General features: G+C 64.5%; 22 protein-coding genes. 1 reads left to right on the forward strand and 21 read right to left on the reverse strand.

From position 1 onward, the window contains the following. Positions 1-488: 488 nt before the first annotated feature. The 12 genes from HHL14_RS31440 to HHL14_RS31495 form a co-directional block, all read right to left on the reverse strand. Positions 489-1,931 carry an aldehyde dehydrogenase family protein gene (locus HHL14_RS31440; RefSeq protein WP_169501504.1) on the reverse strand — a complete coding sequence of 481 codons (1,443 nt, stop codon included), beginning with the start codon at positions 1,929-1,931 and terminating at the stop codon, positions 489-491. A 76-nt stretch (positions 1,932-2,007) separates the two neighbouring features. Continuing rightward, positions 2,008-3,201, reverse strand: a complete 1,194-nt coding sequence (locus HHL14_RS31445; protein ID WP_169501505.1) for a fumarylacetoacetate hydrolase family protein — start codon at positions 3,199-3,201, stop codon at positions 2,008-2,010. 84 nt (positions 3,202-3,285) lie between these two features. After that, entirely contained in the window at positions 3,286-5,070 is a 1,785-nt protein-coding gene (locus tag HHL14_RS31450; protein ID WP_169501506.1) for an IlvD/Edd family dehydratase, read from the reverse strand. Positions 5,071-5,139: 69 nt separating this feature from the next. Beyond that, on the reverse strand, positions 5,140-6,546 hold the full coding sequence (locus HHL14_RS31455) for an MFS transporter (protein ID WP_169501507.1): 1,407 nt from the start codon (positions 6,544-6,546) through the stop codon (positions 5,140-5,142). 182 nt (positions 6,547-6,728) lie between these two features. Further along, positions 6,729-7,739, reverse strand: a complete 1,011-nt coding sequence (locus HHL14_RS31460; RefSeq protein ID WP_169501508.1) for a LacI family DNA-binding transcriptional regulator — start codon at positions 7,737-7,739, stop codon at positions 6,729-6,731. A 141-nt stretch (positions 7,740-7,880) separates the two neighbouring features. Next, the gene (locus HHL14_RS31465; RefSeq protein ID WP_169501509.1) at positions 7,881-8,765 is read right to left on the reverse strand and encodes an SMP-30/gluconolactonase/LRE family protein; all 885 of its coding nucleotides are present in this window, start codon (positions 8,763-8,765) and stop codon (positions 7,881-7,883) included. Continuing rightward, positions 8,762-9,529 (reverse strand): SDR family NAD(P)-dependent oxidoreductase, encoded by a 768-nt coding sequence (locus HHL14_RS31470; RefSeq protein ID WP_169501510.1) that lies wholly within the window; start codon positions 9,527-9,529, stop codon positions 8,762-8,764. Before HHL14_RS31470 ends, HHL14_RS31465 begins: the two co-directional genes overlap by 4 nt. Before the next feature lie 99 nt (positions 9,530-9,628). Beyond that, positions 9,629-12,034, reverse strand: coding sequence for a glycoside hydrolase family 3 N-terminal domain-containing protein (locus HHL14_RS31475; protein ID WP_169501511.1), 2,406 nt, complete (start codon positions 12,032-12,034; stop codon positions 9,629-9,631). 233 nt (positions 12,035-12,267) lie between these two features. Continuing rightward, a complete protein-coding gene (locus HHL14_RS31480; protein WP_169501512.1) occupies positions 12,268-13,398 on the reverse strand; it encodes an ABC transporter ATP-binding protein in 1,131 nt (376 codons plus the stop codon). 80 nt (positions 13,399-13,478) lie between these two features. Further along, positions 13,479-14,309 (reverse strand): carbohydrate ABC transporter permease, encoded by an 831-nt coding sequence (locus HHL14_RS31485; protein WP_169501513.1) that lies wholly within the window; start codon positions 14,307-14,309, stop codon positions 13,479-13,481. A gap of 3 nt (positions 14,310-14,312) precedes the next feature. After that, complete coding sequence (locus HHL14_RS31490; RefSeq protein WP_329601767.1) at positions 14,313-15,230, reverse strand: carbohydrate ABC transporter permease; 918 nt, start codon at positions 15,228-15,230, stop codon at positions 14,313-14,315. A 60-nt stretch (positions 15,231-15,290) separates the two neighbouring features. Further along, positions 15,291-16,523 (reverse strand): extracellular solute-binding protein, encoded by a 1,233-nt coding sequence (locus HHL14_RS31495; protein ID WP_230413293.1) that lies wholly within the window; start codon positions 16,521-16,523, stop codon positions 15,291-15,293. 334 nt (positions 16,524-16,857) lie between these two features. Here HHL14_RS31495 and HHL14_RS31500 point away from each other — a divergent pair, with 334 nt between their 5' ends. Then, positions 16,858-17,907 (forward strand): LacI family DNA-binding transcriptional regulator, encoded by a 1,050-nt coding sequence (locus HHL14_RS31500; RefSeq protein ID WP_169501515.1) that lies wholly within the window; start codon positions 16,858-16,860, stop codon positions 17,905-17,907. On the opposite strand, the gene HHL14_RS31505 is transcribed toward HHL14_RS31500, so the two are convergent. The 9 genes from HHL14_RS31505 to HHL14_RS31545 all read right to left on the reverse strand — a co-directional run bounded on the left by HHL14_RS31505 (position 17,886) and on the right by HHL14_RS31545 (position 26,564). Next, a complete protein-coding gene (locus HHL14_RS31505; RefSeq protein ID WP_169501516.1) occupies positions 17,886-18,275 on the reverse strand; it encodes a type II toxin-antitoxin system VapC family toxin in 390 nt (129 codons plus the stop codon). The two genes, HHL14_RS31500 and HHL14_RS31505, sit on opposite strands and share 22 nt — an antisense overlap. Beyond that, on the reverse strand, positions 18,272-18,505 hold the full coding sequence (locus tag HHL14_RS31510) for a type II toxin-antitoxin system Phd/YefM family antitoxin (RefSeq protein ID WP_169501517.1): 234 nt from the start codon (positions 18,503-18,505) through the stop codon (positions 18,272-18,274). Before HHL14_RS31510 ends, HHL14_RS31505 begins: the two co-directional genes overlap by 4 nt. A 628-nt stretch (positions 18,506-19,133) precedes the next feature. After that, a complete protein-coding gene (locus tag HHL14_RS31515) occupies positions 19,134-19,427 on the reverse strand; it encodes a hypothetical protein (protein ID WP_169501518.1) in 294 nt (97 codons plus the stop codon). 30 nt (positions 19,428-19,457) lie between these two features. Further along, the gene (locus HHL14_RS31520; RefSeq protein WP_169501519.1) at positions 19,458-20,588 is read right to left on the reverse strand and encodes an ABC transporter ATP-binding protein; all 1,131 of its coding nucleotides are present in this window, start codon (positions 20,586-20,588) and stop codon (positions 19,458-19,460) included. Between the two features lie 102 nt (positions 20,589-20,690). Further along, positions 20,691-22,028: a GH1 family beta-glucosidase gene (locus HHL14_RS31525; RefSeq protein WP_169501520.1), complete on the reverse strand. Its 1,338-nt coding sequence runs from the start codon at positions 22,026-22,028 to the stop codon at positions 20,691-20,693. Positions 22,029-22,086: 58 nt separating this feature from the next. Then, positions 22,087-22,917 (reverse strand): carbohydrate ABC transporter permease, encoded by an 831-nt coding sequence (locus HHL14_RS31530; RefSeq protein ID WP_169501521.1) that lies wholly within the window; start codon positions 22,915-22,917, stop codon positions 22,087-22,089. After that, positions 22,914-23,948: a carbohydrate ABC transporter permease gene (locus HHL14_RS31535; RefSeq protein WP_169501522.1), complete on the reverse strand. Its 1,035-nt coding sequence runs from the start codon at positions 23,946-23,948 to the stop codon at positions 22,914-22,916. Before HHL14_RS31535 ends, HHL14_RS31530 begins: the two co-directional genes overlap by 4 nt. Before the next feature lie 66 nt (positions 23,949-24,014). Continuing rightward, positions 24,015-25,262 (reverse strand): ABC transporter substrate-binding protein, encoded by a 1,248-nt coding sequence (locus tag HHL14_RS31540; protein ID WP_169501523.1) that lies wholly within the window; start codon positions 25,260-25,262, stop codon positions 24,015-24,017. A 210-nt stretch (positions 25,263-25,472) separates the two neighbouring features. Beyond that, positions 25,473-26,564: a LacI family DNA-binding transcriptional regulator gene (locus HHL14_RS31545; protein ID WP_169501524.1), complete on the reverse strand. Its 1,092-nt coding sequence runs from the start codon at positions 26,562-26,564 to the stop codon at positions 25,473-25,475. Positions 26,565-26,620 lie beyond the last annotated feature (56 nt).

The following is a 26,620-nucleotide window of genomic DNA, read 5'->3' on the forward strand; positions in this document are numbered from 1 at the left end:
GATGCAAAATATCAAGATAAATCGATGACGACCATTAGACAAATCCGATTCATCGTGAATTTATCTATATTTAATAATTCAAGTTTGCCGATTTGAATATGCTGAATGCATAGAAAGAGGTTTGTATGTCCCTCCATCGAGGTTGAAAAGTTGCCCGCAAAAACGGCACAGAGGTGCGATAAGCAGTGCGCCATGAAGTGCGATCGAAATAACCCGTCTCAGCCGGTAGAGACGGCAGAGACGGATCAGCGCGAGCGCCATGCGACTGTATTGATGATGGGGACGACTGGCGGTTGTCAGGACGGAGACATTTCAGTGCTGCGCGTCCGGGCCGCTTGCGAGCCAGGCTTGATCATGCGCGATGATCTGCCGCTTCGTTTCGGACGAGTCGTTAGGACTCGCCACGATGAACTTCACTCATTTGCACCCACTGTCGACGATCCTCGTCTGAACAGTGGGCGCGGACAATCATCGTAAAGCTTCGGTCCTCAAACCGCGCCCGGATTGATATACGCCGTCTTCACGACCGTATAAAACTCCCGCGCATAACTCCCCTGCTCGCGCGGCCCATAGCTCGACCCCTTGCGACCGCCGAACGGCACGTGATAATCGACGCCCGCCGTCGCGGTATTGACCATCACCATGCCCGCCTGCACGTGGCGGCGGAAATGGCTCGCGTACTTCAGCGAGGTCGTGCAGATGCCGGCCGACAGACCGAACTCGGTATCGTTGGCCACCGCGAGTGCTTCCTCGTAGTCGTTGACCTTGATCACCGACGCCACCGGCCCGAACACCTCTTCGCGATTGATGCGCATCGCCGAGGTGGTCTGCGTGACCAGCGCGGGCGCGAGGAAATAGCCTTGCGTCGCACCTTCGACGCGCTCGCCGCCGAACACCGTGCCGCCCTCTTCCCGCGCGATCGCCAGATAGCGCTCGTCCTGCTGCAACTGCTTGTCGTCGACCACCGGGCCGATGTGCGTGCCGTCCGCGAGCGCATCGCCGACCTTCAACGCCCGCATGCGCGCCTTCATCGCATCGATGAAGCGGTCATGAATCCCCGCCGTCACGATCAACCGGCTCGATGCCGTGCAGCGCTGGCCCGTCGAATAGAACGCGCCGTTGATGCACGCCTCGACCGCGACGTCGAGATCGGCGTCGTCGAGCACGACCATCGGGTTCTTGCCGCCCATCTCGAGCTGGAATTTCTTGCCCGACTCGAAGCATTTCGCGCCGATCGCACGGCCCGTCGCGACCGATCCGGTGAAACTCACCGCATCGACTTCCGGCGACGCCACCAGCGCCTCGCCGACCACCGAGCCGCGCCCCATCACGAGATTGATCACGCCGGCCGGCGCGCCCGCCTCGGCGATGATCTTGACCAGCTCCCACGTGCTGGCCGGCACGAGATCGGCCGGCTTGATCACGACGGTGTTGCCGTACGCGAGCGCCGGCGCGATCTTCCACGCCGGAATCGCGATCGGGAAATTCCACGGCGTGATCAGCCCGACCACACCAATCGGCTCGCGCGTCATCTCGACGGTCATGCCCGGCCGCACCGACGGCACGGTCTCACCGCCCAACCGCAGCGCTTCGCCCGCGAAGAACTTGAAGATCTGCCCGGCGCGGCCCACTTCGCCGATCGCCTCGGGCAGCGTCTTGCCCTCTTCGCGCGCGAGCAGGCGGCCGAGCTCGGCCTTGCGCGCGAGGATCGCGCTGCCCACCTGATCGAGCAGATCGAAGCGCTGCTGCGGCGTGGACAGCGACCACGTCGCGAACGCCTTGCGCGCGGCGCCGATCGCGCGATGCGTCTGCTCCGCGTCGGCCTGCGCGAATTCGCCGATCACGTCATCGAGATTCGACGGATTGACGTTGCGCGACACGCTCGCGCCATCCACCCACTGTCCGTCGAGGTAGTTTGCAAACTGGTTCATGCTCTGATTCTCCTGTCGAATACCGAAACTCGCGAAAGCCGCGAAAGCCGCTGAACAAGCCGTAAAGGCCGCGTTATCAGGCAGTCAGCAAGCCGCGCGCCGCGAGATTGCGATACAACGCCCGCACGCCGAACGTCCACGGTTCGATTTCGGTAGACAGGCGCACCGTGTTGGTCAGCGCGCCGAGTTGCGGCGTCGCGATCGTCACGCGGTCGCCGAGGTGATGCGTGAAGCCGCCGCCGGGCGCGTCGCGGTCCTTGATCGGCGAGAACATCGTGCCGAGGAACAGCATGAAGCCGTCCGGGTACTGGTGGTGACGGCCGCAGGTTTGCGCGACGAGGTCGGCCGGATCGCGGCTGATCTCGCTCATGTGGCTGACGCCGTCGAGCACGAAGTCGTCGTCGGCGCCTTCGACGCGCAGCGACACGCTCGCCGTGCGTACCGAATCGAGCGAGAAGCCGCCGTCGAACAGCCGCACGAACGGACCGATCGCACACGAGCCGTTGTTGTCCTTGCACTTACCGAGCAGCAGCGCCGAGCGGCCTTCGATGTCGCGCAGGTTCACGTCGTTGCCGAGCGCCGCACCAACGACGACGCCACGGCTATTCACCGCCAGCACGATCTCCGGCTCCGGGTTGTTCCACACCGACGCCGCCAACAGACCGACATCCGCGCCGAAGCCGACCGCCGACATCGGCTGCGACTTCGAAAATACTTCGGCATCCGGACCAATACCGACTTCCATGTATTGCGACCACGCGTCACGCCGTTCGAGTTCCGCCTTCAGTTTCATCGCGGCTTCCGAGCCCGGCTTGATTTTCGACAGGTCGGTGCCGATCGTCGACGCGATCGTCTCACGCACTTCCTTCGCCTTCGCCGGATCGCCGCCCGCCTGCTCTTCGATCACGCGCTCGATCAGGCTCACCGCGAAGGTGACGCCGCAGGCCTTGATTGCCTGCACGTCGCAGGGCGCGAGCAGACGCACTGCGGGCGCGGCGGCTACTAGCGCTTCCGGCAGATTCGCTGCGATCAGCTGCGCGACCGACCCGAGCGATTCGCCCGACGCACTGCGCGCAAATTGCGCGGCGTCATCGCGTTCGAACAGATCGGCGGTGGTCGGCACGGCCGCGGTGATGTCGTACACTTCGCCGCCGCGCACGACGACCACGCACGGTCCTTCGTGCTGCTCGGTCTTGCGCCACACGCGGCCGATCAGCAGCGCGTCGTTCAGATCGTCCGGGAGAAAGCTGGAGGGGGAAATTGCGGACATGGGATGGGCTCTTTCGAATAAGTTGGGAAACGGGCAAGGCCGGGTGCCGCATCGCGTGCGAAACCCGGCCTCGTCACCTGCATGTCAGTGCGAATGGCGCGGATTGCCGCGCTCGGCGATGACCTTCAGATACAGCGTGGCCGGTTCGAGACAGCCGCCGGTCGAAAGCTGGCCGACCGTCTTGCGGTACAACTCCTGCCACGGCGTTTGCGCGGGCGGGATCTCGAACTTCACGGTTTCGCGGCGTCGTGCGAGTTCGGCCTCGTCGACCAGCACGTTGACGCTGCGCGCGTTCAGATCGACGCGGATGCGGTCGTTCGTGCGCAGCAGCGCGAGGCCGCCGCCCACGGCTGCTTCCGGCGACATGTTCAGAATCGACGGACTCGCCGACGTGCCGCTCTGGCGACCGTCGCCGAGCGTCGGCAGCGACGTGATGCCCTGCCGTATCAACTCCGCCGGCGGCGCCATGTTGACGACCTCGGCGCTGCCCGGATAACCGACCGTGCCGGTGCCGCGAATCACCAGAATGCAGTGCTCGTCGATTTCGAGCGACGGGTCGTTGATGCGCGCGTGATAGTCCTCGGGACCGTCGAACACGATCGCGCGCGCCTCGAAGGTGTTTTCCGCGCCGGGCTCGCTCAGATAGGTCTGGCGGAACGCCTCGCCGACCACACTCATCTTCATGATCGCGCTGTCGAAGAAGTTGCCCGACAGCACCATGAAGCCCGCGCCATGTTTCAGCGGATCGTCAGTTGTCTTGATCACTTCGCGATCCGGCGCGGGCGCGGCGGCGGCGATCTCGCCCATCGTGCGGCCCGACACGGTCAGGCACTCTTCATGCACGAGGCCGCCCTTCGCGAGTTCGCGCATCACGGCCGGCACGCCGCCCGCGCGATGGAAGCTTTCGCCGAGATATTCGCCGGCCGGCATGCAGTTGACGATCAACGGCACCTGCTCACCGACGCGCTGCCAGTCGTCGAGGCTCAATTCGACGCCCATGTGCCGCGCAATCGCGATCAGATGCGGCGGGCAGTTGGTCGACGCGCCGAGCGCCGACGCGACGACGATCGCGTTCTCGAACGCTTCCTTCGTCATGATCCGCGACGGTCGCACGTCCTCGCGCACCAGATCGACGATGCGCTTGCCGGTCGCGTAAGCCATCTGGCCGCGCTCGCGGTACGCGGCCGGAATGCTCGCGCAGCCGGGCAGCGACATGCCGAGCGCTTCGGCGAGGCTGTTCATCGACAGTGCGGTGCCCATCGTGTTGCAGTGGCCGATCGACGGCGACGACGCCGTGGTCAGCTCCATGAAGCCTTCGTAGTCGATCTTGCCGGCCGCGAGCAGATTGCGCGCATGCCAGATCACGGTGCCCGAGCCGACCCGCTTGCCGTCGTGCCAGCCGTCGAGCATCGGACCGCCGGACAGCACGATCGCCGGCATATCGACGGTGGCCGCCGCCATCAGGCACGCGGGCGTGGTCTTGTCGCAACCGGTGGTCAGCACGACGCCGTCGAGCGGAAAGCCGTGCAGGATTTCGACGAGGCCCAGATACGCGAGATTGCGGTCGAGCGCGGCGGTCGGCCGGCGGCTCTGCTCGGCGAGCGGATGCACCGGAAACTCCATCGGAATGCCGCCTGCGTCGCGAATGCCGGCCTTGGTGCGCGCCGCCAGTTCGATGTGATGGCGGTTGCACGGCGCGAGATCGCTGCCGGTCTGCGCAATGCCGATGATCGGCCGGCCCGACTGCAACTCTTCGCGCGTCAGACCGTAGTTCATGAAACGCTCGACGTACAACGCCGTCATATCCGCATGCGAAGGATCGTCGAACCATTCCTGGCTGCGCAGCCGGCGCGGGGTGGATGCTGACATGATGCTTGTCTCTCTGTGATGGTGAGGGTTGCTTATCGCTTGCTACCGCTTACTGTCGCTTACTATCGTTTAAGCGTGTTCGGCGTGCTTCGCCGCACGCGCTGTCTCGCGGCCGGGCGCGCCGTCTTCGTTCGATGCGCTGCGCGCGAGCATCGCGCGGGGCACGAGCAGGATCAGCACGCAGCTGACCAGCAGGCACGCGCCGAGCGCGTAGGTGCCGTTGTTAATGTCGCCGGTCAGATTCTTCGCGACCGCGGTAATCATCGAACCGGTGAAACCGGACAGGTTGCCGATCGCGTTGATCATCGCGATGCCGGCCGCGGCCGCGGCGCCCGACAGCAGCTGTCCGGGGAAGGTCCAGTAAATCGGCATCAACGCCAGAATGCCGGCGGTCGCGATGGTCAGGAACGTGATCGCCCACACCACATGATGCGCCAATGCCGCGCTCATGATCAGACCGATGCCGCCGATCAGCGCCGGAATCGCCGCATGCAGGCGCCGCTCGCCGGTTTTCTTCGAATGCGCGGCGTTCGCGAGCGTCGCGACGATCGCCACACCGTACGGAATCGCGGTCAGGAGACCGATGTGCAGCGGGTCCTGCACACCGGTCGCCTTGATGATCGATGGCAGCCAGAACGCGAGACCGTAGAAGCCGGTATTGAAGGTGAGCAGGATCGCGACCAGCAGCCAGACGCGCGGATCGCGCACCGCCGAGCCGAAGCGCGCGGTCTTGTGCGCGCTTTCGCGCTGCAGGTTGGCCGCAAGCAGGCTCTTCTCCTGTGGGGTAAGCCAACGGGCCTGCTCGATACCGTCGTCGAGCGAGAAATAGACGACGAACGCGGTCAGCAGCGACGGCACGCCTTCGATCAACAGCATCCACTGCCAGCCCTGGAAGCCCAGCAAGCCAGCCGTGTTCTCCATCAGCCAGCCCGACACCACACCACCGAGCATCAAGCTCACCGGCATCGCGATCAGGAAACCGGACATCACGCGGCTTTGGCGCTGCGCGGGAAACCAGAAGTTCAGATACAGAATCACGCCCGGGAAAAAGCCGGCCTCGCAGAGCCCGAGCAGGAAGCGCAGGATATAGAACATCGTCGCGGTCTCGACGTGCGCGACGCGCGCGAGCGGCGCGACGAATGCGAGCGCCATCGACACCAGCCCCCACGTGAACATGATCCGCGCGATCCAGAAGCGCGCGCCGTAGCGGTGCAGGAACACGTTGCTCGGCACTTCGAAGATGAAGTAGCCCCAGAAGAACACGCTCGCGCCGATCGCGTACATCGTGTCGGACAGGCCGAGATCGTCGAGCATCTGCAGCTTCGCGAAGCCGACGTTCACGCGATCCAGATAGGCGACCACGTAGCACAGCAGCAAGATCGGCAGCAGCCGGCGCACGACCTTGCGGTAGGTCTTTTCCTCGAACTCGTCGATGCGCGCGGCGGGCGCAGCGCTTGCGGACGGTACAGCGCTCATTCGTATCTCCATCAGCGTATTTTTCGTGGGAAATGCCGTCGCGCCGCAACTCATACCTCGCATGAGTCGATGCGCATCGCCGATTAAGTTACCGGTAACATTTCTGGCTGTGGATGTTACGCCCGGCTTACCATCCGAACAACCAAGGGATATCCCTGAGCTGCGTGAGTGTGTTTTGTGGCTTACGCGCTGTCGCGCGCAATCACGGTGAAGTCGATCTTCACGGCTTTCCTGCGCGGCGCGTCCGCCCTTGCCTCTGCGCCCGCTTCGCGCTCCGCGAGCGCGGCGAGCAACGTCTCGCCGGCGCGCTGGCCAATTCCGTACGCGTCGACCGATACCGTCGTGATGCTCGGCTGACAGCACCACGACACCTCGAAGTTGCCGAAACCGGCGATCGCGAGGTCGCCCGGCACCGACAGCCCGCGCCGATGGCACTCCATGATCGCGCCGAACGCCGACATGTCGCTCACGCACATCACGGCCTCGGTATCGGGCCACGCGTCGAGCAATGCGCCGATCGCCGGACCACCGTGGCTCATCGTGATCGGCGAATCGCCGAGCCGGATCACGCGCGGGTCGCCGAGACCCAGCGCCTTCATTTCGGCGACGTAGCCGCGCATCCGGTCGTGGCCGCGTCGATCGCGCTCGCTCGCACCGGCGATAAAGCCGATCCGCCGATAACCGCGCTCGTGCAGATGCCGGACCATCGCGCGCGCCGCCGCCGAGTTCGAAAAGCCGACCACCGTATCGATCGGATCGGACGGCAGATCCCACATCTCGACGACCGGGATGCCCGCGCGCTGCAGCAGCATGCGCGTCGCGTCGGTGTGGCGGCCACCGGTCAGCGCGACGCAGCGCGGCTGATGGCGCAGCATCGAGCGCACCAGCAGCTCCTCCTGATCGAGCCGGTAGTCGGTGTCGCCGAGCAGCAGTTGCAGACCATGCGGACTCAGCGCGGCATTCAATCCGCGCACGGTGTCCGAAAAGTTCGAGCTGGACAGCGACGGCACCAGCACCGCGACGAACTCCGAGCGCCCCGACGACAGCGCGCCCGCCGCCGCATCGGCGACGTAGCCGAGTTCGTCGATGACCTTCTGGACCCGCTCGCGGGTCGCCTGCGATACGTTGCGTCCCGCCAGCACGCGCGATACGGTCATCTTCGACACGCCCGCGCGTTCGGCGACATCGGACATGCGGGGCGGGACAGGCAGCCTGGACGTCATAGGAAGAAGCGGAGCGAGTGCGCTGAAGTCACGGAACGCACATCATACCTGGCGGCATCCGCCGAAGCGATCATGGTGGTGTCGAAGCGGCATGCCATGAGCGCCGTACCGCTAGCGCGCGAAGCCGACCGTGCAGCGTGCCTGCACCTGCCCCGGCACCGGCGCGCGAAACGAGAACAACCCGCCCGCCTGCGGTTGATGCTGCCGCTCGACCGCCGTCAGTCCCTTCCACGCGGTCGACACGTAAACGGTTTGCCGATCGTCGCCGCCGAACGCGAGCTTGGTCACGTTCGCGCACGGCAACGGCACCTGATCGACCAACTCTCCGGCCGGCGAATAGCGCTCGATGCGCCAGCCGCCGAACAGCGCGATCCAGACGAAGCCTTCGGCGTCGACCGCCATGCCATCGGGATGGCCGTCGCCCGAGATCGCCGCGAAGATGCGCTTGCCCGACAGCGTGCCGTCCGCGGCGACGTCGAATGCGTAGACAACGCGGCGCATCGTGTCGTTGTGATACAGCGTGCGGCCGTCCGGACTCATCGCGGGACCGTTCGTGATCACGTAGTCGTCGTCCTGCGCGATGGCCGCGCCTTGTTCGTTCACGCGATACAGCGTGCCGCTCGGCGCCTCTTCCGCATCGTCCATCGAGCCGAACCACAGACGTCCCTGCGCATCGACGAAGCCGTCGTTGAGCCGGTTGCCCGGCAAATGCGGTTCGACATCGACGAGCTTGTCGAATTGCCCGCTCGTCGCATCGAATCGATACAGCCCGCCGGGCAAACCGCAGACGAACAGCCGGTCCGCGAGCGGCACGATGAAGCCGGGTTGATCCGGCGCCTGCCAGGTCTGCTGCTCGCCGGTCGCCACCGACAGCCGGTGAATCCGCCGGCCCTTGATATCGACGAAATACACCGCGTTTTCCGCAGCCTGCCACAGCGGCCCTTCGGCCAGTTCCGCGCCGACCGGCCATACGCACTCGGGGACCGGCATGCTCATTCTCCGTACCACCCGGCGTCGACGAAGTAATCGCGGCCCGAGCAACGCGACGCGTCGTCGGAAGCGAGGAACAGCGCCATGCGCGCGACGTGCTCGGGCTCGATGCGCAGTTGCAGACACTGACTCGCGACGACCTTCGCTTCGCTCTCCGCCGACTGCCACAGCTGCATCTGTCGCGGCGTCTTCACCGCACCCGGGATGATGCAGTTCACGCGGATGCCCGCGCCGCCGAGATCGCGAGCCAGACCGCGCGTGAGCCCTTCGATGCCAGCCTTCGCGGTCATATAGAGCGTGAGGTTCGGCAGCGCCAGATGCCACGACACCGAGCCGAGATTCAGGATCACGCCGCGCCCCGCCCGCCGCATGCCGTTCGCGGCGGCCTGCGCGCAGAAGAACTGGTGACGCAGATTCACCGCGATGCGGTCGTCCCAGTAGCTCGCGGTCAACTCGCCGATTTCGTGCCGATCGTCGTTGCCGGCGTTGTTCACGAGCACGTCGATCGGGCCGGCCGCATCGACGATCGCCGCGAACGTGCTGTCGATCGCATCGACGTTCTTCAGATCGCAGCGGCGAAACAGCGGCGGATGCTTCGCATCGCGAAGCGATTCCTGCAGCGCCAGCGAATCGTGCTCGGCGACGTCGAGAAAGAATACGCGCGCGCCCTGTTGCGCGAAGGCTTCGACCATCGCGGCGCCGATACCGCTGCCGCCACCGGTGACGACGACCGTTTTGTCCGACAGGCTCGGATAGATTGCGTACGACATCAGAGATTCCGTTTGTTTCGAGTAGGACCACACACAGGGGAGGAGCCGCAACGCTGCACGTACGGCTCGCGCCGCCCCGACCTGCCGCTTACGATGCGATTACGACGCGATCGCGACTTCGCTGAGCATGCGCCAGTCGCGCTCCAGCGTCCGTGTCGCGTTGCCCGCGACCGTCATCGTACCGCTCAGATGAATGTCGCGGCTCGAACTGCCGACCAGCAGATCGAAGTCGCCAGGTTCGACGATACGCTCGCCTTGCGCGTCGGTGAAGTTCAGCATGTCGACCGGCAGCTTCACGCTCACTCGCGTCGCGGCGCCCGCCGCCAGCGGCACGCGCGCGAAAGCCTTCAGTTCGCGCACCGGCCGCGCCACCGACGCATGGCGATCGCGCACGTAAAGCTGCACGATTTCGGTGCCGTCGCGCGCGCCGATATTCTCGACCGTGAAGCTCAGTTCGATCGTACCGTTTTCGAGCGGCACTTCGCTGTGCGCGAGCGCGAGATCGCCGTAACGGAACTGCGTGTAGCCAAGACCGAAGCCGAACGGATAGCGGCAACCGAAATGGTAGGCAACCGGCGTGCCCGCGCTTTTCAGCCGATGGTTGTACACGTACGGCACCGCGCCCGCGCTCTTCGGCACCGACAGCGGCAGACGACCGCTGAAGTTCGCTCGGCCCACCAGCAGATCGGCGAGCGCTTCGGCGCCGCGCTCGCCCGGCGCGAACGCCATGATCTGCGCGGCGATGCGGTCTTCGAGACCGCCGAGGTTGTACGGCCGGCCCCCCGTCATCACGACGACCGTCGGCGTGCCGCTGTCGACCACCGCCTGCAGCAGCGCCTGCTGCACGCCCGGCAGATCGAGGCTATCGGTATCCGACCCTTCGCCGACCGTGCCGGACTGGAACAGCCCCGCCAGATCGCCGACGAACACCAACGCCACACCCGCCTGCCGCGCGGCGGCTACCGCCGCGGCGATGCCGTCGGTATCCTTGCTGATCAGTTCGTCGCAATGCGCGTCGCCGCTCAGATCGAGCGAGACGTCGCCCGGGAACACGGGGGCGCCCGCGCGGCGCTCCTTGATGATGTCGCAACCGTGCGCGTGGATCACGCGCTCGTCGCCGAGCAGCGCACGCAATGCGCGCAGCGGCGTCGCGATCGACGCGGTGGACTGCTCGCCGCTGTTGATCAGATGCACCGGGAAGCTGTAGCCGGCGAGCAATGCGAGCGGGTCGTCGGCGGTCGGGCCGATCACCGCGATTTTTTCCGCGCCGTGCGCGTTCAACGGCAGCACGCCGCCTTCGTTACGCAGCAGCACCGCCGATTCGAGCGCGACCTGATACGCGGTATCGCCCGCGCTCGCGCTCTTCACGTCGACACGTTCCGGATCGACATACGGATTCTCGAACAGGCCGAGCTGGAATTTCATCCGCAGCACGCGCGAGACGGCGGTATCGATCGTCGCTTCGGTGATCTCGTTACGCTCGAGCGCTTCCTTCAGGTGCACCGCGCACTCGTGGCCCGGCAGCTCGACGTCGAGACCCGAGTTGAACGCGAGCGCCGCCGCCGACGCGCTGTCGCGCGCCACCGCGTGATGGCTGTACAGCAGATCGACGCCCGCGTAATCCGCGACGATCAGGCCGTCGAAGCCCCACTTGTCGCGCAGCGTGTCGGTCAGTAACGCGCGGTCGCCATGACAGGGCACACCGTCGACATCGTGATACGCCGGCATCACCGAGCCCGCGTTCGCGAGCTTGACGGCCATTTCGAACGGCAGCATGAACACGTCGTTCAGTTCGCGCGGACCGACATGCACCGGCGCATGATTGCGGCCGCCTTCGCTTGCCGAGTGACCGACGAAGTGCTTGAGCGTCGCGAGCAGATCGCGCTGCTCGCCTTGCAGGCCCTTCACGTAATGGCACGCGAGCACGCCGACCAGATACGGGTCTTCGCCGAGCGTTTCCTCGGTGCGGCCCCAGCGCGGATCGCGCGACACGTCGAGCACCGGCGCGAGTCCCTGGTGGCAGCCGATCGAGCGCGCCTGCTCGCCGATGATCGTGCCCACTTCGCCGACGAGGCGCGGATTCCACGTCGCCGCATAGTTCAGCGGCGACGGAAACAGCGTCGCGTCCTTGATCATCAGCCCGACGAGGCACTCCTCGTGCGACATCACCGGAATGCCAAGGCGCGTGTCTTCGACCATCTTGCGCTGCAGCTCGTTGAGCGCGCGCACGCCTTCCTTCGGATCGACCGTGTGCGTGCCGAGCGGCCGCGTAATCTGGCCGAGACCGTGCTGCAGGATCTCGTCGACCGTGATCTGGTTGGCGCTTCCCGCAAAATCGATGCTACGCGCCTTGTGCTTGCCATCGGCCGACAGCTTCAGCCACGCGGCGTGCAGCTGCGCGATTTTTTCGTCCAGTGTCATACGCGCGAGCAGATCGGCCACGCGCTCCTCCACGGCCGCCGCCGGATTGCGATAGAGCGGGACCTCACTTTGGCGAAGCAACATCGAAAACTCCTTTTTTATGCTGGTGTACGAAGCGCGTGAAGCGCCGACAAATCCGTTTTTCCTGACAGGCGGGCGGCAGGGCGTTCTTCTGCCCTCATGCCATCCATCCGCCGCCATCCCCTGCGTTTTCAGATGCCTTTCCGTGTTTCGCAGTCCTGCTGATTGATCGAGCGCGGCCGCAAGCGGAAATTCGTTGCGACGAGCGACGCGCCGTGGCCGCCAGCGCGAACAGATCAGTGCAGACGCGGCAGCGCGAAATCCTTGTCGTCGAACACGTGGCACGCGTTCGGTGCAAACGCCAGTTCGACGCGTTCGTCGTGCGTCACGCCGCCATCGCCGGGCAGCTTGGCGATCATCGTGTTGCCGTCGCGCACGCCGCCGTTCACATGCACGTAGCTGTGCTCGCCCATCCGTTCGACCAGCCGCACCGCGCAGCGGACCGTTTGCACGCCGGGCTGCGCCGACGGCAACGCGAGATGCTCCGGCCGGATGCCGAGCGTGACCTGCGAGCCGACGCTCTGGCGGCGGCCATCGACTTCGGCACGCACGCGCTCGCCCGTCGTCAGTTCGACCTGGATGCCCTTGTCGTCGACAGCAAGAACCGTGGCCGGCATGAAGTTCATCTTCGGCGAGCCGATGAAGCCCGCGACGAAGCGGCTCTTCGGCCGGTGATACAGATCGAGCGGCGCGCCGATCTGCGCGATGCTGCCGTGTTTTTCCATCTCCGCGCCGGCGTGCAGCAGCACGATCTTGTCGGCGAGCGCCATCGCCTCGATCTGGTCGTGCGTCACGTACACCGCGCTCGCGCGGCGGAACTCGCGATGCAAACGCGCGATCTCGGTACGCGTCTGCACGCGCAGCGCGGCGTCGAGATTCGACAGCGGCTCGTCGAACAGGAACACGCCCGGCTCGCGCACGATCGCGCGGCCGATCGCCACACGCTGACGCTGACCGCCGGACAGCGCCGCGGGACGGCGTTCGAGATAGGTATCGAGTTGCAGCGCCGCGGCGGCGCTACGCACTTTTTTGTCGATGATGGCCTTGTCGATCTTCGCCTGACGCAGACCGAACGCCATGTTCTCGTACACGCTCATATGCGGGTAGAGCGCGTAGTTCTGGAACACCATCGCGACCTGGCGCTTCGCCGGCTCGACGTTGTTCATCACCTGACCGTCGATGCGCAGCTCGCCGTCGGTGATCGACTCGAGCCCGGCGATCATCCGCAGCAGCGTGGACTTGCCGCAGCCCGACGGCCCGAGGAACACGCAGAATTCGTTCGCGCCGACTTCGAGGTTGGCGTCGCGAATCACCGCGTGGCCGCTCGTATACGACTTCTGGACGTTAGAGAGGGAAATGCTTGCCATATCGTTTTATGCGAGGTTCCGTGCGCGGGCCACGTCGGCCCGCGCGATTCGAGGTGGTTGGCGATGCGGATCAGTCCGGATCAGCCCTTCAGCGAGCCGGCCATCATCCCCTTGATCACGCGCTCCTGACCGAACGCGTAAGCGACGATCAGCGGCAGCGACGTGAGCACGAGGACCGCCAGCATCGACGGGATGTTCGACGCGTATTGCCCCATGAAGTCCCAGATCGCAAGCGGCAGCGTGCGGTGCTCAGCGGTCGACGTCAGCATGTACGCGAAGATGAACTCGTTCCACAGACCGATGCCGTTGAAGATCGCCACGGTGGCGAGCCCCGGCGCCGACAGCGGGAAGAAAATGCGCCAGAAGATGCGGAACGGACTGCAGCCGTCGAGCTGCGCCGCCTCTTCGAGTTCGCGCGGAATCTGCCGCATGAACTCGGTCAGGATGAAGATCGACACCGGCAGGCTGAGGGCCACATAGGGGCCGAGCAGCGCGAACGCCGTGTCGTAGAGACCGAGATTGCGCGTGAGCAGATAGATCGGCACGAGCGTCGCGTGCAGCGGCACGATCATGCCGGCGACCACCAGACCGAACAGCAGCTTGTTCAGCGAGAAGCGCAGGCGCGCGAACACGTAGGCCGCCATCGCGCTGATGATCACGATCAGCAGCACCGAGATGCCGACCGTGAACACGCTGTTACGGAAATACGTGAAGAACGGCCCGTGCAGCACAGCCGCGTAATTGCCCCAGTACAGATGAGTCGGCGGCGCCCACACGGACGTCGTGAAGGTCTCTTCCTGGCTCTTGAAGCTCGACACGACCATGAACAGAAACGGAATCGTCGTGACGCCGAGCCAGATCAGCGCCAGCAGCGGAATGCCCACGCGCGGGAAACGGAATGGCTTTTTCATGGTTCAGACCTCGGTTGCATAACGACGGGTGAAGTACATCGACACCGCCGCCACCGTGATGACGATCAGGAACATCGCCGAGCCGATGGTGCTGCCGTAGCCGAGCTGGAACGAACTGAACACCGTGCGATACATGTAGGTGGCCATCACCTCGGACGAGCCTTCCGGGCCGCCGCCCGTCATCACGAAGACGAGATCGAAGTAACGCAGCGAGCCGAGCACGGATAGCAGCACCGCGGTGCGCACCGTGCCTTGCAGATGCGGCAGCTTGATGCGCCAGAAGATGGTCCATTCGGACGCGCCGTCGAGCAACGCGGCTTCGTTGACCTCGGACGGCATCGAAGAAAGACCGGCGAGGAACAGAATCATGTAGAACGGCGCGTTCTGCCAGATGATCACGGCGATGGTCGCGGCCAACGAAAAATGCGGGTCGCCGAGCCAGTCCTTGGCAAGACCATCGAGCCCGAACGTCTGAAGCGCGACGTTGAGCGGGCCGAAATTCGGATCGTAGATCTGCTTGAACAGCACGCCGATCGCCACGCTCGACATCAGCAGCGGCAGGAAATAGAGCACCTTGAGCAGGCGCGAGCCACGGCCGGCCTTTTCCAGCAGCACCGCGAGCGCGAGCGCGATCGGCAGTTGAATAACGATCGATGCGACAGCCAGAATCACGTTGTTCTTCAGCGATTGCCAGAACACCGTGTCGTGGACGAGTCGCCCCCAGTTCGCGAGCCCGATATAGCGGGCCGTGTTACCGAGGCCGTTCCAGTCGAGCAGCGACAGCCGCAGACTGGAGACGAGCGGATAAAGCAGGAAGACCGCCAGCAACAGCAGCGACGGCGCGAGAAACACCACCGTGACGAGCGTTTGCGACGAGAAGCGCAGCCGGCGTTCAGGTGTAGCGGAAAGTGCGATATTCACGGGCTTGTATGCCGACCGGCACCGCGCGGCGCCGGCCGGACTTTTCTTTGGAACGGGAGATCAACCGCCCTTCTTCGAAGCGGCTTCCATTTGCTGCGCGGCCGCCTCAGGCGTCAGCGACAGACCGAACAGTTGCTGCGTCGTGTCCTTGTGCATTTCGCCGAGGGCCGGCGGCAGTGCCTGGTCGTACCACAGCTGCACGCTCGGCGCGGCGGCCAGCAGCTTCTGCAGACGCTGCGTGAACGGATCGTCGATCTTGACGTTGTTGACCGGCGGCAGCTTGTGGTCATCCGACGCGCGAGCCTGCATTGCCTGGTCGTCGGTCAGCGCCTGGATCAGCTTGAACGCCGCTTCCGGCGTCTTGCACTCGGCCGAGATGCTCAGGAAGCCGTCGCCGACCGTACCGATCAGGTCGCGCGGATCGCCCTTGCCGCCCGGCACGCTCGGGAACGCGAAGAAGTCCAGATCTTTCGAGAAGTTCGGATTTTCGTTCGCGATCGTCGATGCTTCCCAGGCGCCCATCAGCTCCATCGCAGCCTTGCCCGAATACAGCAGACGGCGCGACGCGCCCGAGTCGTAATCGAGACCGTTGATGCCCGGCGCAAACGCGCCCGCCTTCACGAGTTCCTGAATGCGCTTGCCGGCTTCGACGAACGCCGGATCTTCGAAGCCCTTGCCCTTGCCAGCGAGCGCGTCCTTCACGACCTGCGGACCGCCGATACGGTCGACGAGGTACATGTAGTACATCGAGCCGGTCCACTTGTTCTTGTTCGCGAGCGAGAACGCCGCGACGTTGTGCGACTTCAGCACCTCGACGACGTGCATCAGTTCGTCCCACGTCTTCGGCGGCACGATGCCGTACTTCCTGAACGTTTCCTTGTTGTAGAAGATCACCGCGGCCGCTGCGTTTTCGGCGGCGACACCGTAGGTCTTACCGTCGAACGTCGTGACGTCCCACGACGATTGCATGAAGCGGTTGCGGAACGCCGGATCCTTGCTCAGGTACGGCGTGAGGTCGACGATCTGGCCGGATTTCACGTACTCGTGCAGGCCGCCGCCGCCCCAGTTCTCGAACACGCACGGCGGCTGGTTCGCGCCGAAAGCGACCTTCAGCTTCGTTTTGTAGGCTTCGTTAAGGACGTGCGAATTCTCGACCTTGTAGCCCGGGTCCGCTTTTTCGAAGCGATCCGACGCGTCGCGAATGATCTTGCTGGACGACGTATTGGTCTGCTGGTCCCACACCGTGATCGTCTTGCCGGATTCGGCCGCGCCGGCCGTGACGCCTGCAGACAACGAAAATAGCAGCGCTGTAGCGCCGATAATGGACCGCGCTTTAAACAAAGCCGGGTACGCCATGTGTGTGTCCCCTCTTCTGGATTTATAAGAAACCGCCGGAGCGTTAACGTTAGCCTTAACGTTAGCGAATGTTAGGCTGCTGCGTGAACTACGGCTATGCGGGATTTTACCTGGTCTGACAGCGTTAAATCTTGTATGGGGCATAAGATTAGCCCAATCGACGCGGGCTTAAATATAGAGGCTTCTGCTAGAATGGCCGACACATAAACGGTATCGCTAACGTAACTAGCGAGTCGACCCAATAATGACCTCTCGCACACCTTCGACCAGGATGGCAAGGCAGACCCCCACGCTCGAGCATGTCGCCAAGCTCGCCGGGGTATCCCAGATGACCGCGTCGCGCGCGCTCAACGGCCGCCCCGGCGTGTCGCGAGAAACCCGCGACGAAGTCCTGCGCATCGCCTCGGACATCGGGTATGTCGTCAATCGCACCGCGCAAAAGCTCTCGGGTGGCCGCAACGGCATCATCGGCATCATCACGCCGACGCTCGACACGCAATTCTCGAGCGAGCTGATTCTCGGCGCGGGTCGCGCGGCGCGCGGCGCGGGCATGGAGATGCTGGTCTACACGGTGTTCGACGAAGACCGTCATACGCATCACGATCTGCTCGGCCTGATCCAGCAGTTTTCCGACGGCATCCTCGCCATTCTTCCGCGCGAATCGCTGTGCCTCGAAGCGCTCGCCACCGCCAAGGTGCCGGTCGTCGTCGTCGATCAGCGCGGCACGCTAACGGGCTTTCCTTCCGTTTCGGTCGACAACTACGGCGGCGCCTGTCTCGCGGTCGAGCATCTGGCCGAACTCGGCCACAAGCGCATCGCCTTTCTCGCCGGCGACGAAACGATCGAAGGCGTACGCGACCGGCAGCGCGGCTATCACGACACGCTGGCCCGCCTCGGCCTGCCGCGCGAAGATGCGCTGGTCGCGGCCGGCGACCTGTCGCAGATGATGGCGTTCGACGTCACCTTCGATCTGCTGAATCTCGCCGAACCGCCCACCGCGATCTTCACCGCCAACGACCAGAGCGCATTCGGCGTGATCGCCGCGATCCGCGAGGCCGGCCTGCGCGTGCCGGACGACATCTCGGTGATCGGCTTCGACGATATTCCGATGTCCGAACAGTTTCATCCGGCGCTCACCACGATCCGTCAGCCGTTCCAGCAGATGGCGCGCTCGGCGGTCAACACGCTGCTCGCGCAGATCGCCGGCATCGACGCCGCTTCGCAACGCATCACACTACCGGCGGAACTGGTGGTGCGCGACTCCACCGGCCCCGTGCGCACGAAGCAGCGCCGCGGCCGTCACCAGATCGTTTCGACGTAAGTCGACGCGCGCACCTTCGCATCCGAGGTCACGAGCGCGCCGCCATAGGTGCGCGCGGTCGCGACGATCAGCCGTTGGTGCGAACTGAGCACGGGCGGCAACGTCGCCGCGCGAAACGCGATCTCGGTGTCGACCGGAATCATTCGCACGCCGTCGAGCGACAGAAACGTCGAGAGCCAACTGCGCGCATCCATCGACAACCCCAGGCTGCCGTCCTTCACGAACTCCGCGATTTCGAGCGCGCTGATCGCCGAGATCAGGATCTCGCCACCGTCGAGTTCGCGCTCGATCGCATCGAGCGCGGTCCGGCTCAGCGCCTTCTGCTTGCCGAACCAGCAGACGAGCGCGAGCGTATCGAGGGTGATCATCGCTCGTCCTGCTCCACTGCAACCGGCTGCTGCGCGTGCTTCAGGTTGAAATGCGTGATCGACGCGCGCAGCAGTTCGAGCGGATTCTCCTCCCGGCTGCGATACGGCCGGATTTCGATGGTGGGATGCCCTCGGTCCGTCACGACGACGGTCTCGCCCAATGTTTCGACCTGGCGAAACAGCTCGCAGGCGCGGGACTTGAAAATGGCTTTAGATACTCGCTTTTCCATGACGCTCTCCACCCATCAGAATTCAAACGGTTCTTTTTTATATCGGGCCGGCGCGTGGACGTTCAACGCTTGCGCCTGACGGCCCGACGTTCGTTATCAACCTTGCCTCACTCGTGACTGCCCGAGTTCCTGCCTGAAGCTTCCTCCCGCTTCAGTCCTACCCTTGCGCAACACCCGCGCCGACGCCGCGAAGCTTCGCTCGCGACGCTTGCGCGGTCATGTAATCGTGTCGTGTCGCGGATGTTCCGCCCGTCTCCTGGCCGCGTCCTGGCCATACCCTGGCCGTCTCCCGCCTGGGCCCATCTGCTGCCCGAGTCCCCGATCGGGCGGTCCGGATGGCCTGGCAACGCGCGCCGCGGGTTGCCTCCGGATACATGCGATGGCGCTGTGCGTCTCGTCGGACGATGCGGAGCGTGTCGGCGCCGCGTGCGCGCGGCGACCCCTGAAGCGGATCGCCCCCACGGTCGCGAGCGCGGCGGCACGTCGTAGGAGTTCCGGTTTTGCTCTTGCTGTCGCTCTTCGAATAATAAGAACAAACACATGGAACGTTACCCTTAACGTTAGGCGATGTTAATGGCGCATATTCGCCGCCGCCATGCGGGGTTTACCTAAGCTTCGACACTCCTTTTCACGCGCCGTCGGCCGCCTCGGACGGCCCTGTCGAGCGCTCGGCGTCGAAATGCACGATCCACGTGTACAGCGGCCCGCGCGGCTTCTCCAGCCAGCCGCGCGGTACCGGCTCGCGCTCGTCGGCGGACGGCCGATGCTCCGCCAGGACAGCCGCGTCGGCTTGCTCGCCCGCGTGCCTTGATGGCTCGCTCGACATCGCGCCGCGCTCACGGGCGCGCGCGTCCTTCTGCTTATGCTTCGGCGACCACTCGGCCCGCCCTTGAGCCGATTCGCCGGATTGTTTGCTCGCCATGGATCTGGCCTCGGTGCTGGTGTCGGCTCGTCAGGCGAGCGCCTGAAGATCCTCGCCGACTTCCGGACACTCGAACGCCACCGTCGCGCCATTCGCATCGAACAGCGTAGCCGCCGCCGACGCCACCTTGACGCCGACCTGCGTGCCCACCGCGTGCTGCGCGTCCTTCCTGTCGAGCTTCAGCGCGATCGCCTGCGCCATTCCGTCGATGCGCGCATGCAGGATCGACACGTCGCCGAGATGCTCGACCAGTTCGACGCGCGCCGCGAGCCCTTCGTCGGGCGAGCCGATGCCCAGATGCTCGGCGCGCACCCCGAGCGTCATCTCGCCGCCCAGCGGCTGCGTCGGACGACCGGGCAGCGCGATGCGCTGGTTCGTGCCGGCGAGCATCACGACCGTCTGCATCCCGCTTTGCGACACCAGCGACGCGCCCAGCATGTTCATCTGCGGCGAACCGATAAAGCCGCCGACGAAGCGATTAGCCGGCCGCTCATACAGATCGAGCGGCGCGCCGCTCTGCTCGATGCGGCCTTTGTTGAACACGACGATCTGTTCGCCGAGCGTCATCGCCTCGACCTGGTCGTGCGTCACGTAGATCATCGTCGTGCCCAGTTCGCGATGCAGCTTCGCGAGTTCGATGCGCATCTGCACACGCAGCGCGGCGTCGAGATTCGACAGCGGTTCGTCGAACAGAAACACCCGCGGCTTGCGCACGATCGCTCGGCCGATTGCGACGCGCTGCCGCTGACCGCCCGACAACGCCTTCGGCTTGCGCTCCAGCAGATGCGTGATCTGCAGAATCTCGGCTGCGCGGCCGACCGCCTCGCGCACCTCACGCTTCGACTTGCCGGAGAGCTTCAGCGAAAAACCCATGTTTTCCGCGACTGTCATGTGCGGATAGAGCGCATAGCTCTGGAACACCATCGAAATACCGCGATCGACGGGCTGCAGATCGTTGACCCGTACGCCGTCGATCAGAATGTCGCCGCCCGTCACCGACTCGAGTCCGGCGATCATCCGCAGCATCGTCGACTTGCCGCAACCGGACGGGCCGACGAACACCGTGAACTGACCGTCCGGAATGTGCAGATCGATGCCCTGAATGACCTGCGGTCCTTCGCCATACGTCTTCGTGACGTTGCGCAATACGAGCTCGCCCATTGATACGTCCTCCTGAATCCTTGTCCTGACAGTCCCCGCGTGACGCTATCCCACTGCCCCACTACTTTTGCGCGCCACGCGAGGTACGGTGCGAACGCTGCGTCAGCGCGCGGCAGCGACGCCGGCGTGTTGCGCGATCACGTCGCGATACCACAGCGCGCTGTCCTTCAGCGTGCGCTCCTGGCTCGCGTAGTCGACGTAGACCATGCCGAAGCGCTTGTCGTAACCCGACGCCCATTCGAAGTTGTCCATCAGGCTCCACGCGAAATAGCCGGCCACGTCGACGCCCTGCTGCGCCGCGTCCGACAATGCGGCCAGATGCAGGTCGTAGAAGCGCACACGGTCGGCGTCGTGCACGCGGCCGTTGTCGAGCACGTCTTTAGCCGCGCAGCCGTTCTCGGTGATGTAGATCGGCGGCAGCTTGTAGTCGGCGTTCAGTTTGGTCAGCAATTCGGTAAGGCCCTGCGGATAGACTTCCCAGTCCATGTCCGTGAAGCCGAGCACGCCCGGCGGACGCTTGTCGCCCGACGCGCTCGCGAAGATGCGCGTGTAGTAGTTGATGCCGAGAAAGTCCATCGGCGTTTTGATCACATCGAAGTCGCCGCTCAGAATCACCTCTTGCGGACCGTTCGCGCCATACCACTCCAGCGCTTCGGCCGGGTATTCGCCCTTGAACAGCGGGTCCATGTACCAGCGCACGAACTTCGCGTATTCGAGCGACGCGGCGGCGAGGTCCTCGGCCGAATCCGTCGCGCCATGCGCGGGCGACTGGTTCAGCACGATGCCGAGCGGCGCCTTCACGCCATCGGCGCGCAACGCCTGCAACGCGAGACCGTGCGACAGCAGCAGATGGTGCGCGACGTGCGCGGCCTTCTTCAGATCGGCGTTGCCAGGCGCGAAATAGCCGGTCGCATTGCCGAGCCACGCGGTGCACCACGGCTCGTTATGCGTCGCGATCGATGCGACCCGGTCGCCCAGCACGCTGCCGATCTTGCGCGCGTAGTCCGCGAAGCGATACGCGGTGTCGCGGCTTTCCCAGCCGCTTTGCGTATCCTGCAGCGACAGCGGCAGATCCCAGTGATACAGCGTCGCGAACGGCTGGATGTCGCGCGCGAGCAAGCCGTCGACGAGGCGCTCGTAAAACGCGAGCCCCTTGTCGTTGAATGCGCCGCGGCCCGTCGGCTGCACGCGCGGCCACGCGATCGAAAAGCGGTAGGCCTTCACGCCGAGTTCGGCCATCAGATCGAGATCTTCCTCAAGGAGGTGATAGTGATTGCAGGCGACGTCGCCGTTCTCGCCGTTCACGACCTTGCCTGGCACCTTGCAGAACGCGTCCCAGATCGACGGGCCACGGCCGTCCTCATGCGCTGCGCCTTCGATCTGGTAGGAACTGGTGGCCACGCCCCAGACGAAGTCTTCGTTGAATCGATACGTCGACATAGATGAAGTTGTCCCGAATGAGCACGCCCGCAAGGGCGTGGAAATGAATGAAGGAAACTCAGGCCTTGACCGCGCCGGTCGTCAGACCGTCGATCAAACGCCGCGAAGTGAACGCGAACAGCACCAGGAGCGGCAGCACCGCGACCGCCGACCCCGCCATCACCGCACCCCAATCGGAATTGGTCGGGCTTTGCAGAATGCGCAGCGCGAGCGGCAGCGTGTACATCGACGGCGAACGCAGCACGACGAGCGCCGACAGAAAGTTGTTCCATGCCTGAATGAAGCTGATCAGCCCGAGCGTGCCGAGCGCCGGTCCGAGCAGCGGCATCACGATGCTCCAGTAGATGCGGAATTCGCCGCAGCCATCGATCCGCGCCGCCTCGATCAGATCGGCCGGAATCGCCGCCGCCACGTACTGGCGCATCAGAAACACCCCGAGCGCGGCGGCCGCGCCCGGCACGTACAGCGCGCGCGGCTGATCGATCCAGCCGAGCAGGTTCATCGTCATGAAGGTCGGAATCATGCTGAGGAACGGCGGCACCAGCATCGCGGTCAACGCGATCGCGAACAGCGTCTTCTTGAAGCGGAACTCGTACATCGCGAACGCGTAACCGGCCATCGACGTGACGAGCAGCGTCAGCACGGTCTGGATCGCGGCGGTATAGAAGCTCCAGCCGAGGTTGCGCCAGAACGGGATATGCCGCATCAGCGAGGCCATGTTGTCGAGAAACGCGCTGCCGAACCACAGCGGCGGCGGCATCGAGAAGATCTCGGAACTCGTGTGCGTGGCGAACACGAACATGAAGTAGAACGGCGAGAACATCAGCAGCGCGCCGGCCAGCACGATCGCGTAGCCGATATAGCGGGCCTTGTTGTTGGGCGATCTCATCGATGTGTCTCCTCGTTCATGCCGCTGCGGTGGAAAAGACGCGTGTTCAGCCACATCAGCGCGGCAATCGAAATGAACAGCAGCCAGGCGATCGAACTCGCGGTGCCGAAGTCGCCGTCGTGGAACGCGGTGCGATACATGTAGACGGCCGTCGTCAGACCGGACTGGCTCGTGCCCATGCCTTCGTTCGGCAGCAGGATGAACGGCTCTTCGAACAGTTGCAGCCCGCCGATGATCGACAGCGTGACCGCGAAGAAAATCATCGGCTTGATCAGCGGAATCGTGATGCGCGTGAACTGTTGCCAGCCGTTCGCGCCGTCGATGCGCGCGGCCTCGTACAGGTCCTTCGGAATGGTTTGCAGCGCCGACAGATACAGCACCGTATTCCAGCCGACATAACGCCAGAAGATCACGACGGACACCGCCGGCTTAACGTTCTTCGGGTTGTACAGCCACTCGATCGGATGCGCGGGCACGATCCAGTGCAAGCCGGGCAGCTTGCCGATCTCGGCGATCGCGAGGTTGATCATGCCGAAGTCGGTCGAATACAGCGACGAGAAGATCAGCGCAATTGCCACGCTCGACGTGATGAACGGCAGGAAGTAAAGCCCCACCACGAAGTTGCGCCAGCGGCGAAACGCGGTCTGCAGAAAGAACGCGAGCGGCAACGCCACCAGATGTTGCGGCACGCCGGACATGATCGCCATCGACGCGGTGTTGTACAGCGACTTCCAGTACCACGGATCGGTCAGCGTGAACCAGAAGTTCGACAGACCCACCCACTTCATGCTCGCGAGTCCCGCCGTCGCGTCCCAGCTCTGGAACGACAGGTACAACGAGAACAGCAGCGGAAAGGCAATGAACAGCGCGAACAGCGCAAAAAACGGCGTAAGAAACAGGTACGGCGCGACCTTCACCGGATCGAGCCGCGATTTGCGGCGCGGCGCGGCGAGCGGCGCATGCGCGCTCGGCACGGCGCTTGCCTGCGCATCGCGGACGACCTGTTCGGTCGTGGGCAGCGGAGTGTTCATCAGTAGTTCCGTCCAGTCGGGCGTGGCCGGGCCGAGACCCGGCCACGCTGTTTGCAACCCAACCGCTTAGCGGCGAACCCGATGCGCGATCTGATCCTGCGCTTCCTGCAACGCGGTATGCACGTCTTCGCCGTCGTCGACCACCTTGTCGAGCGCCGAGTGCACCGCTTCTTCGGCGACCTGGTCGTACTTGCTGCGCTGGATCGCCGGGATGTGCGAGGCCGCATCACGCCAGATCAGACGCGCCTTTTCGTTGCCGAGGAACGCGACCGGCTCCGCGAAGAACGTGTCGTTCTGCGCGGCAAGCAGCGCCGGGAACGCGTCGATCGAACGGAACGACGCGAGCTGCGTGTCCTGGTGCGTGGTCAGGAACTTGATGAATTCCCACGACATCGGCTTTTGCGTCGCCTTCGCCGGAATCGCGTAGAAGGTGCCGCCGAACGATGCGTACGCGTTGTTCGGCAGATTCGTCGCGCGCCACAGGCCCTTCGTGTCCGGTGCGATCCACGACGACAGATGCCCGCCGAGCCACGCGCCCATCATCTGCGTCGCGACCGTGCCGCGCTTGAAGCTCTCGGCCCACTCGTTCGACCACGGCGTGATCTTCGCGTCGAGACCGAGGTCGCGCGCTTTCTTCGCGAGTTCGAACGCCTTCACGAAGCGCGGCGATGTGACGACCGGATTGCCGGCCTTGTCGAAGTAGACGCCGTCGCCTTCCTTCAGGTCCGCGCGAATGTAGATGTCCTCGATATCGCGCGACGATGCCATCAGGTACGCACCGGTCGCCTTCTTGATCTTCTGCCCGGCCACCAGATACGAGTCCCACGACTTCGTCAGATCGGCTTCGGTCACACCGGCCTTGTCGAGAATGTCCTTGCGGTAGAACAGCGTGCCCGGACCGATGTCGGCCGGCATGCCGACGATCGCGCCGTCCTGCGTGGTGGCCTGCGCGAACGTGTAGTTGATGAACTGGCTCTTGTACTGGCCCGCGCTGTACGGCGCCTTCGACAGATCCTGCAGACCGCCGCCCGCCGCGAAACGGCCGATGAAGCCGACCTCGACCGCCATCACGTCGGGCAGGTTCGAGCCGGTCGCGAGCGCGGTGGTCATCGCGTTGTGATGATCGGCGATCGCCAGCGACGACACCTTGATATCGACGTCCGGATGCAGCTTCTTCCATGCCGGAAGCGCATCCTTGATTTCCTGATCCAGCTTCGGGAAAACCGCGACCGTCAACGTCGTGTTGGCCTGCGCGCCGACTGCGGCAAAGCTGAGCAGCACTGCGGCGGCTGCGCCCGAAAAGCGGAATTGCATGACTCGTCTCCTCTAGAACCGTGTATGAATGGCATTCGACGACTACCCGATTGCCGCTGACGTACTTCCCCTGTTGTCCTTGTTGCTTCCTGTCGATGACTTCCCTACTGCCTGCGAATCTTTGAAAGCGCTTTCAGATGAGGCGTAAAAAAAGCGCTGGTTAAGCGTTTCCTCTGCGCACACATCACGCACACTCGTTAAGCACACTCACTAAGCACGCCCATCTCCCCGCTCCACCGGCGATACGATGCGTCGCGTGGTTTCGCGCGTGATCAGCGTGAGCGGAATCGGACTGAGCGAGATCGACTGCTTGCGAATCATCCGCACGATGCCCTGCGCGGCGAGGCGGCCGATTTCGTAGGTCGGCTGACGCACCGTCGTCAACGGCGGCGTCATATACGACGAGGTCGGCAGATCGTCGAAGCCGATCAGCGACACGTCCTCGGGCACCCGCACGCCGCGGCGGAACATCGCGAGCCGCGCGCCGTACGCGGTCTGATCGTTCGCGCAGAACACCGCGCTGAACGACGGATGTCGCGCCATCAAGCGCTCCATCGCGGCGACGCCGCCGGTTTCGAGGTAGTCGCCCTGCTCGACGAGCTCGGCGTTAAAACCGATGCCCGCCTCTTCGAGCGCGCTGCGATAGCCGTCGAGGCGTTCGATCGCATCGTCGTGAGTCGGCGGCCCGGCGATAAAAGCAATCTCGCGATGACCGTGCTCGATCAAATGACGGGTCGCATCGCGCGCGCCCTGCAGGTTGTCGATCGGCAAACCCGCGAGCGTCGCGCTGTTTTGTACCGAGCGCCCCAGCACCAGCATCGGCGCACAGCGCGAGTAGTCGATCAGCGTGGGTTCGTCGAGCTGCGCGTGCAGCAGGATGATGCCGTCGACGCGACGCGCGATGAACTGCTCGAGGCGCGCGCGTTCGTCGTCGCGGTTCCAGCGGCTGCTCACGAAGATCGGTGTGAAGCCCGGCTCGTACAGCGCTTCCTCGATACCGCGCAGCCACTCGGCGTAGAACGGGCTCGACACGGCCTGCGTCAGCACGCCGATCGTTTCGGTGCGGCCGCTCGCGAGGCCGCGCGCCAGCACGTTCGGCCGGTAGTTGAAACGCGCGATCGCTTCCGCCACCGCCTGCTGCTTGGCGGGCACGACGCGCGCCGAACCGTTCAGGATGCGCGAGACCGTGCTCGGCGAAACGCCGGCCGCGCGCGCGATTTCCTCGAGCGTCACGGTGGGCGCCGCGGGTACGTTCGGTACCTTGGGCGCGCCGGGTTTGTCGTTGGAGCCGTCGTCGGTCATGAGTTCTGCCTGCAAGCTGTCCTGAAAGCGCTTTCAAATGCGAAAAAGCGAGGTAC

Origin of the sequence: Paraburkholderia antibiotica, from assembly GCF_012927125.1 — a bacterium.
In the GTDB taxonomy this organism is placed as follows: domain Bacteria; phylum Pseudomonadota; class Gammaproteobacteria; order Burkholderiales; family Burkholderiaceae; genus Paraburkholderia; species Paraburkholderia antibiotica.

Excerpts from the sequence above, each read along its gene's own strand:
- HHL14_RS31440 (WP_169501504.1), bottom strand. The coding sequence starts at position 1,931 with ATGAACCAGTTTGCAAACTACCTCGACGGACAGTGGGTGGATGGCGCG.
- HHL14_RS31445 (WP_169501505.1), bottom strand. The coding sequence starts at position 3,201 with ATGTCCGCAATTTCCCCCTCCAGCTTTCTCCCGGACGATCTGAACGAC.
- HHL14_RS31450 (WP_169501506.1), bottom strand. The coding sequence starts at position 5,070 with ATGTCAGCATCCACCCCGCGCCGGCTGCGCAGCCAGGAATGGTTCGAC.
- HHL14_RS31455 (WP_169501507.1), bottom strand. The coding sequence starts at position 6,546 with ATGAGCGCTGTACCGTCCGCAAGCGCTGCGCCCGCCGCGCGCATCGAC.
- HHL14_RS31460 (WP_169501508.1), bottom strand. The coding sequence starts at position 7,739 with ATGTCCGATGTCGCCGAACGCGCGGGCGTGTCGAAGATGACCGTATCG.
- HHL14_RS31465 (WP_169501509.1), bottom strand. The coding sequence starts at position 8,765 with ATGAGCATGCCGGTCCCCGAGTGCGTATGGCCGGTCGGCGCGGAACTG.
- HHL14_RS31470 (WP_169501510.1), bottom strand. The coding sequence starts at position 9,529 with ATGTCGTACGCAATCTATCCGAGCCTGTCGGACAAAACGGTCGTCGTC.
- HHL14_RS31475 (WP_169501511.1), bottom strand. The coding sequence starts at position 12,034 with ATGTTGCTTCGCCAAAGTGAGGTCCCGCTCTATCGCAATCCGGCGGCG.
- HHL14_RS31480 (WP_169501512.1), bottom strand. The coding sequence starts at position 13,398 with ATGGCAAGCATTTCCCTCTCTAACGTCCAGAAGTCGTATACGAGCGGC.
- HHL14_RS31485 (WP_169501513.1), bottom strand. The coding sequence starts at position 14,309 with ATGAAAAAGCCATTCCGTTTCCCGCGCGTGGGCATTCCGCTGCTGGCG.
- HHL14_RS31500 (WP_169501515.1), top strand. The coding sequence starts at position 16,858 with ATGGCAAGGCAGACCCCCACGCTCGAGCATGTCGCCAAGCTCGCCGGG.
- HHL14_RS31505 (WP_169501516.1), bottom strand. The coding sequence starts at position 18,275 with ATGATCACCCTCGATACGCTCGCGCTCGTCTGCTGGTTCGGCAAGCAG.
- HHL14_RS31510 (WP_169501517.1), bottom strand. The coding sequence starts at position 18,505 with ATGGAAAAGCGAGTATCTAAAGCCATTTTCAAGTCCCGCGCCTGCGAG.
- HHL14_RS31515 (WP_169501518.1), bottom strand. The coding sequence starts at position 19,427 with ATGGCGAGCAAACAATCCGGCGAATCGGCTCAAGGGCGGGCCGAGTGG.
- HHL14_RS31520 (WP_169501519.1), bottom strand. The coding sequence starts at position 20,588 with ATGGGCGAGCTCGTATTGCGCAACGTCACGAAGACGTATGGCGAAGGA.
- HHL14_RS31525 (WP_169501520.1), bottom strand. The coding sequence starts at position 22,028 with ATGTCGACGTATCGATTCAACGAAGACTTCGTCTGGGGCGTGGCCACC.
- HHL14_RS31530 (WP_169501521.1), bottom strand. The coding sequence starts at position 22,917 with ATGAGATCGCCCAACAACAAGGCCCGCTATATCGGCTACGCGATCGTG.
- HHL14_RS31535 (WP_169501522.1), bottom strand. The coding sequence starts at position 23,948 with ATGAACACTCCGCTGCCCACGACCGAACAGGTCGTCCGCGATGCGCAG.
- HHL14_RS31540 (WP_169501523.1), bottom strand. The coding sequence starts at position 25,262 with ATGCAATTCCGCTTTTCGGGCGCAGCCGCCGCAGTGCTGCTCAGCTTT.
- HHL14_RS31545 (WP_169501524.1), bottom strand. The coding sequence starts at position 26,564 with ATGACCGACGACGGCTCCAACGACAAACCCGGCGCGCCCAAGGTACCG.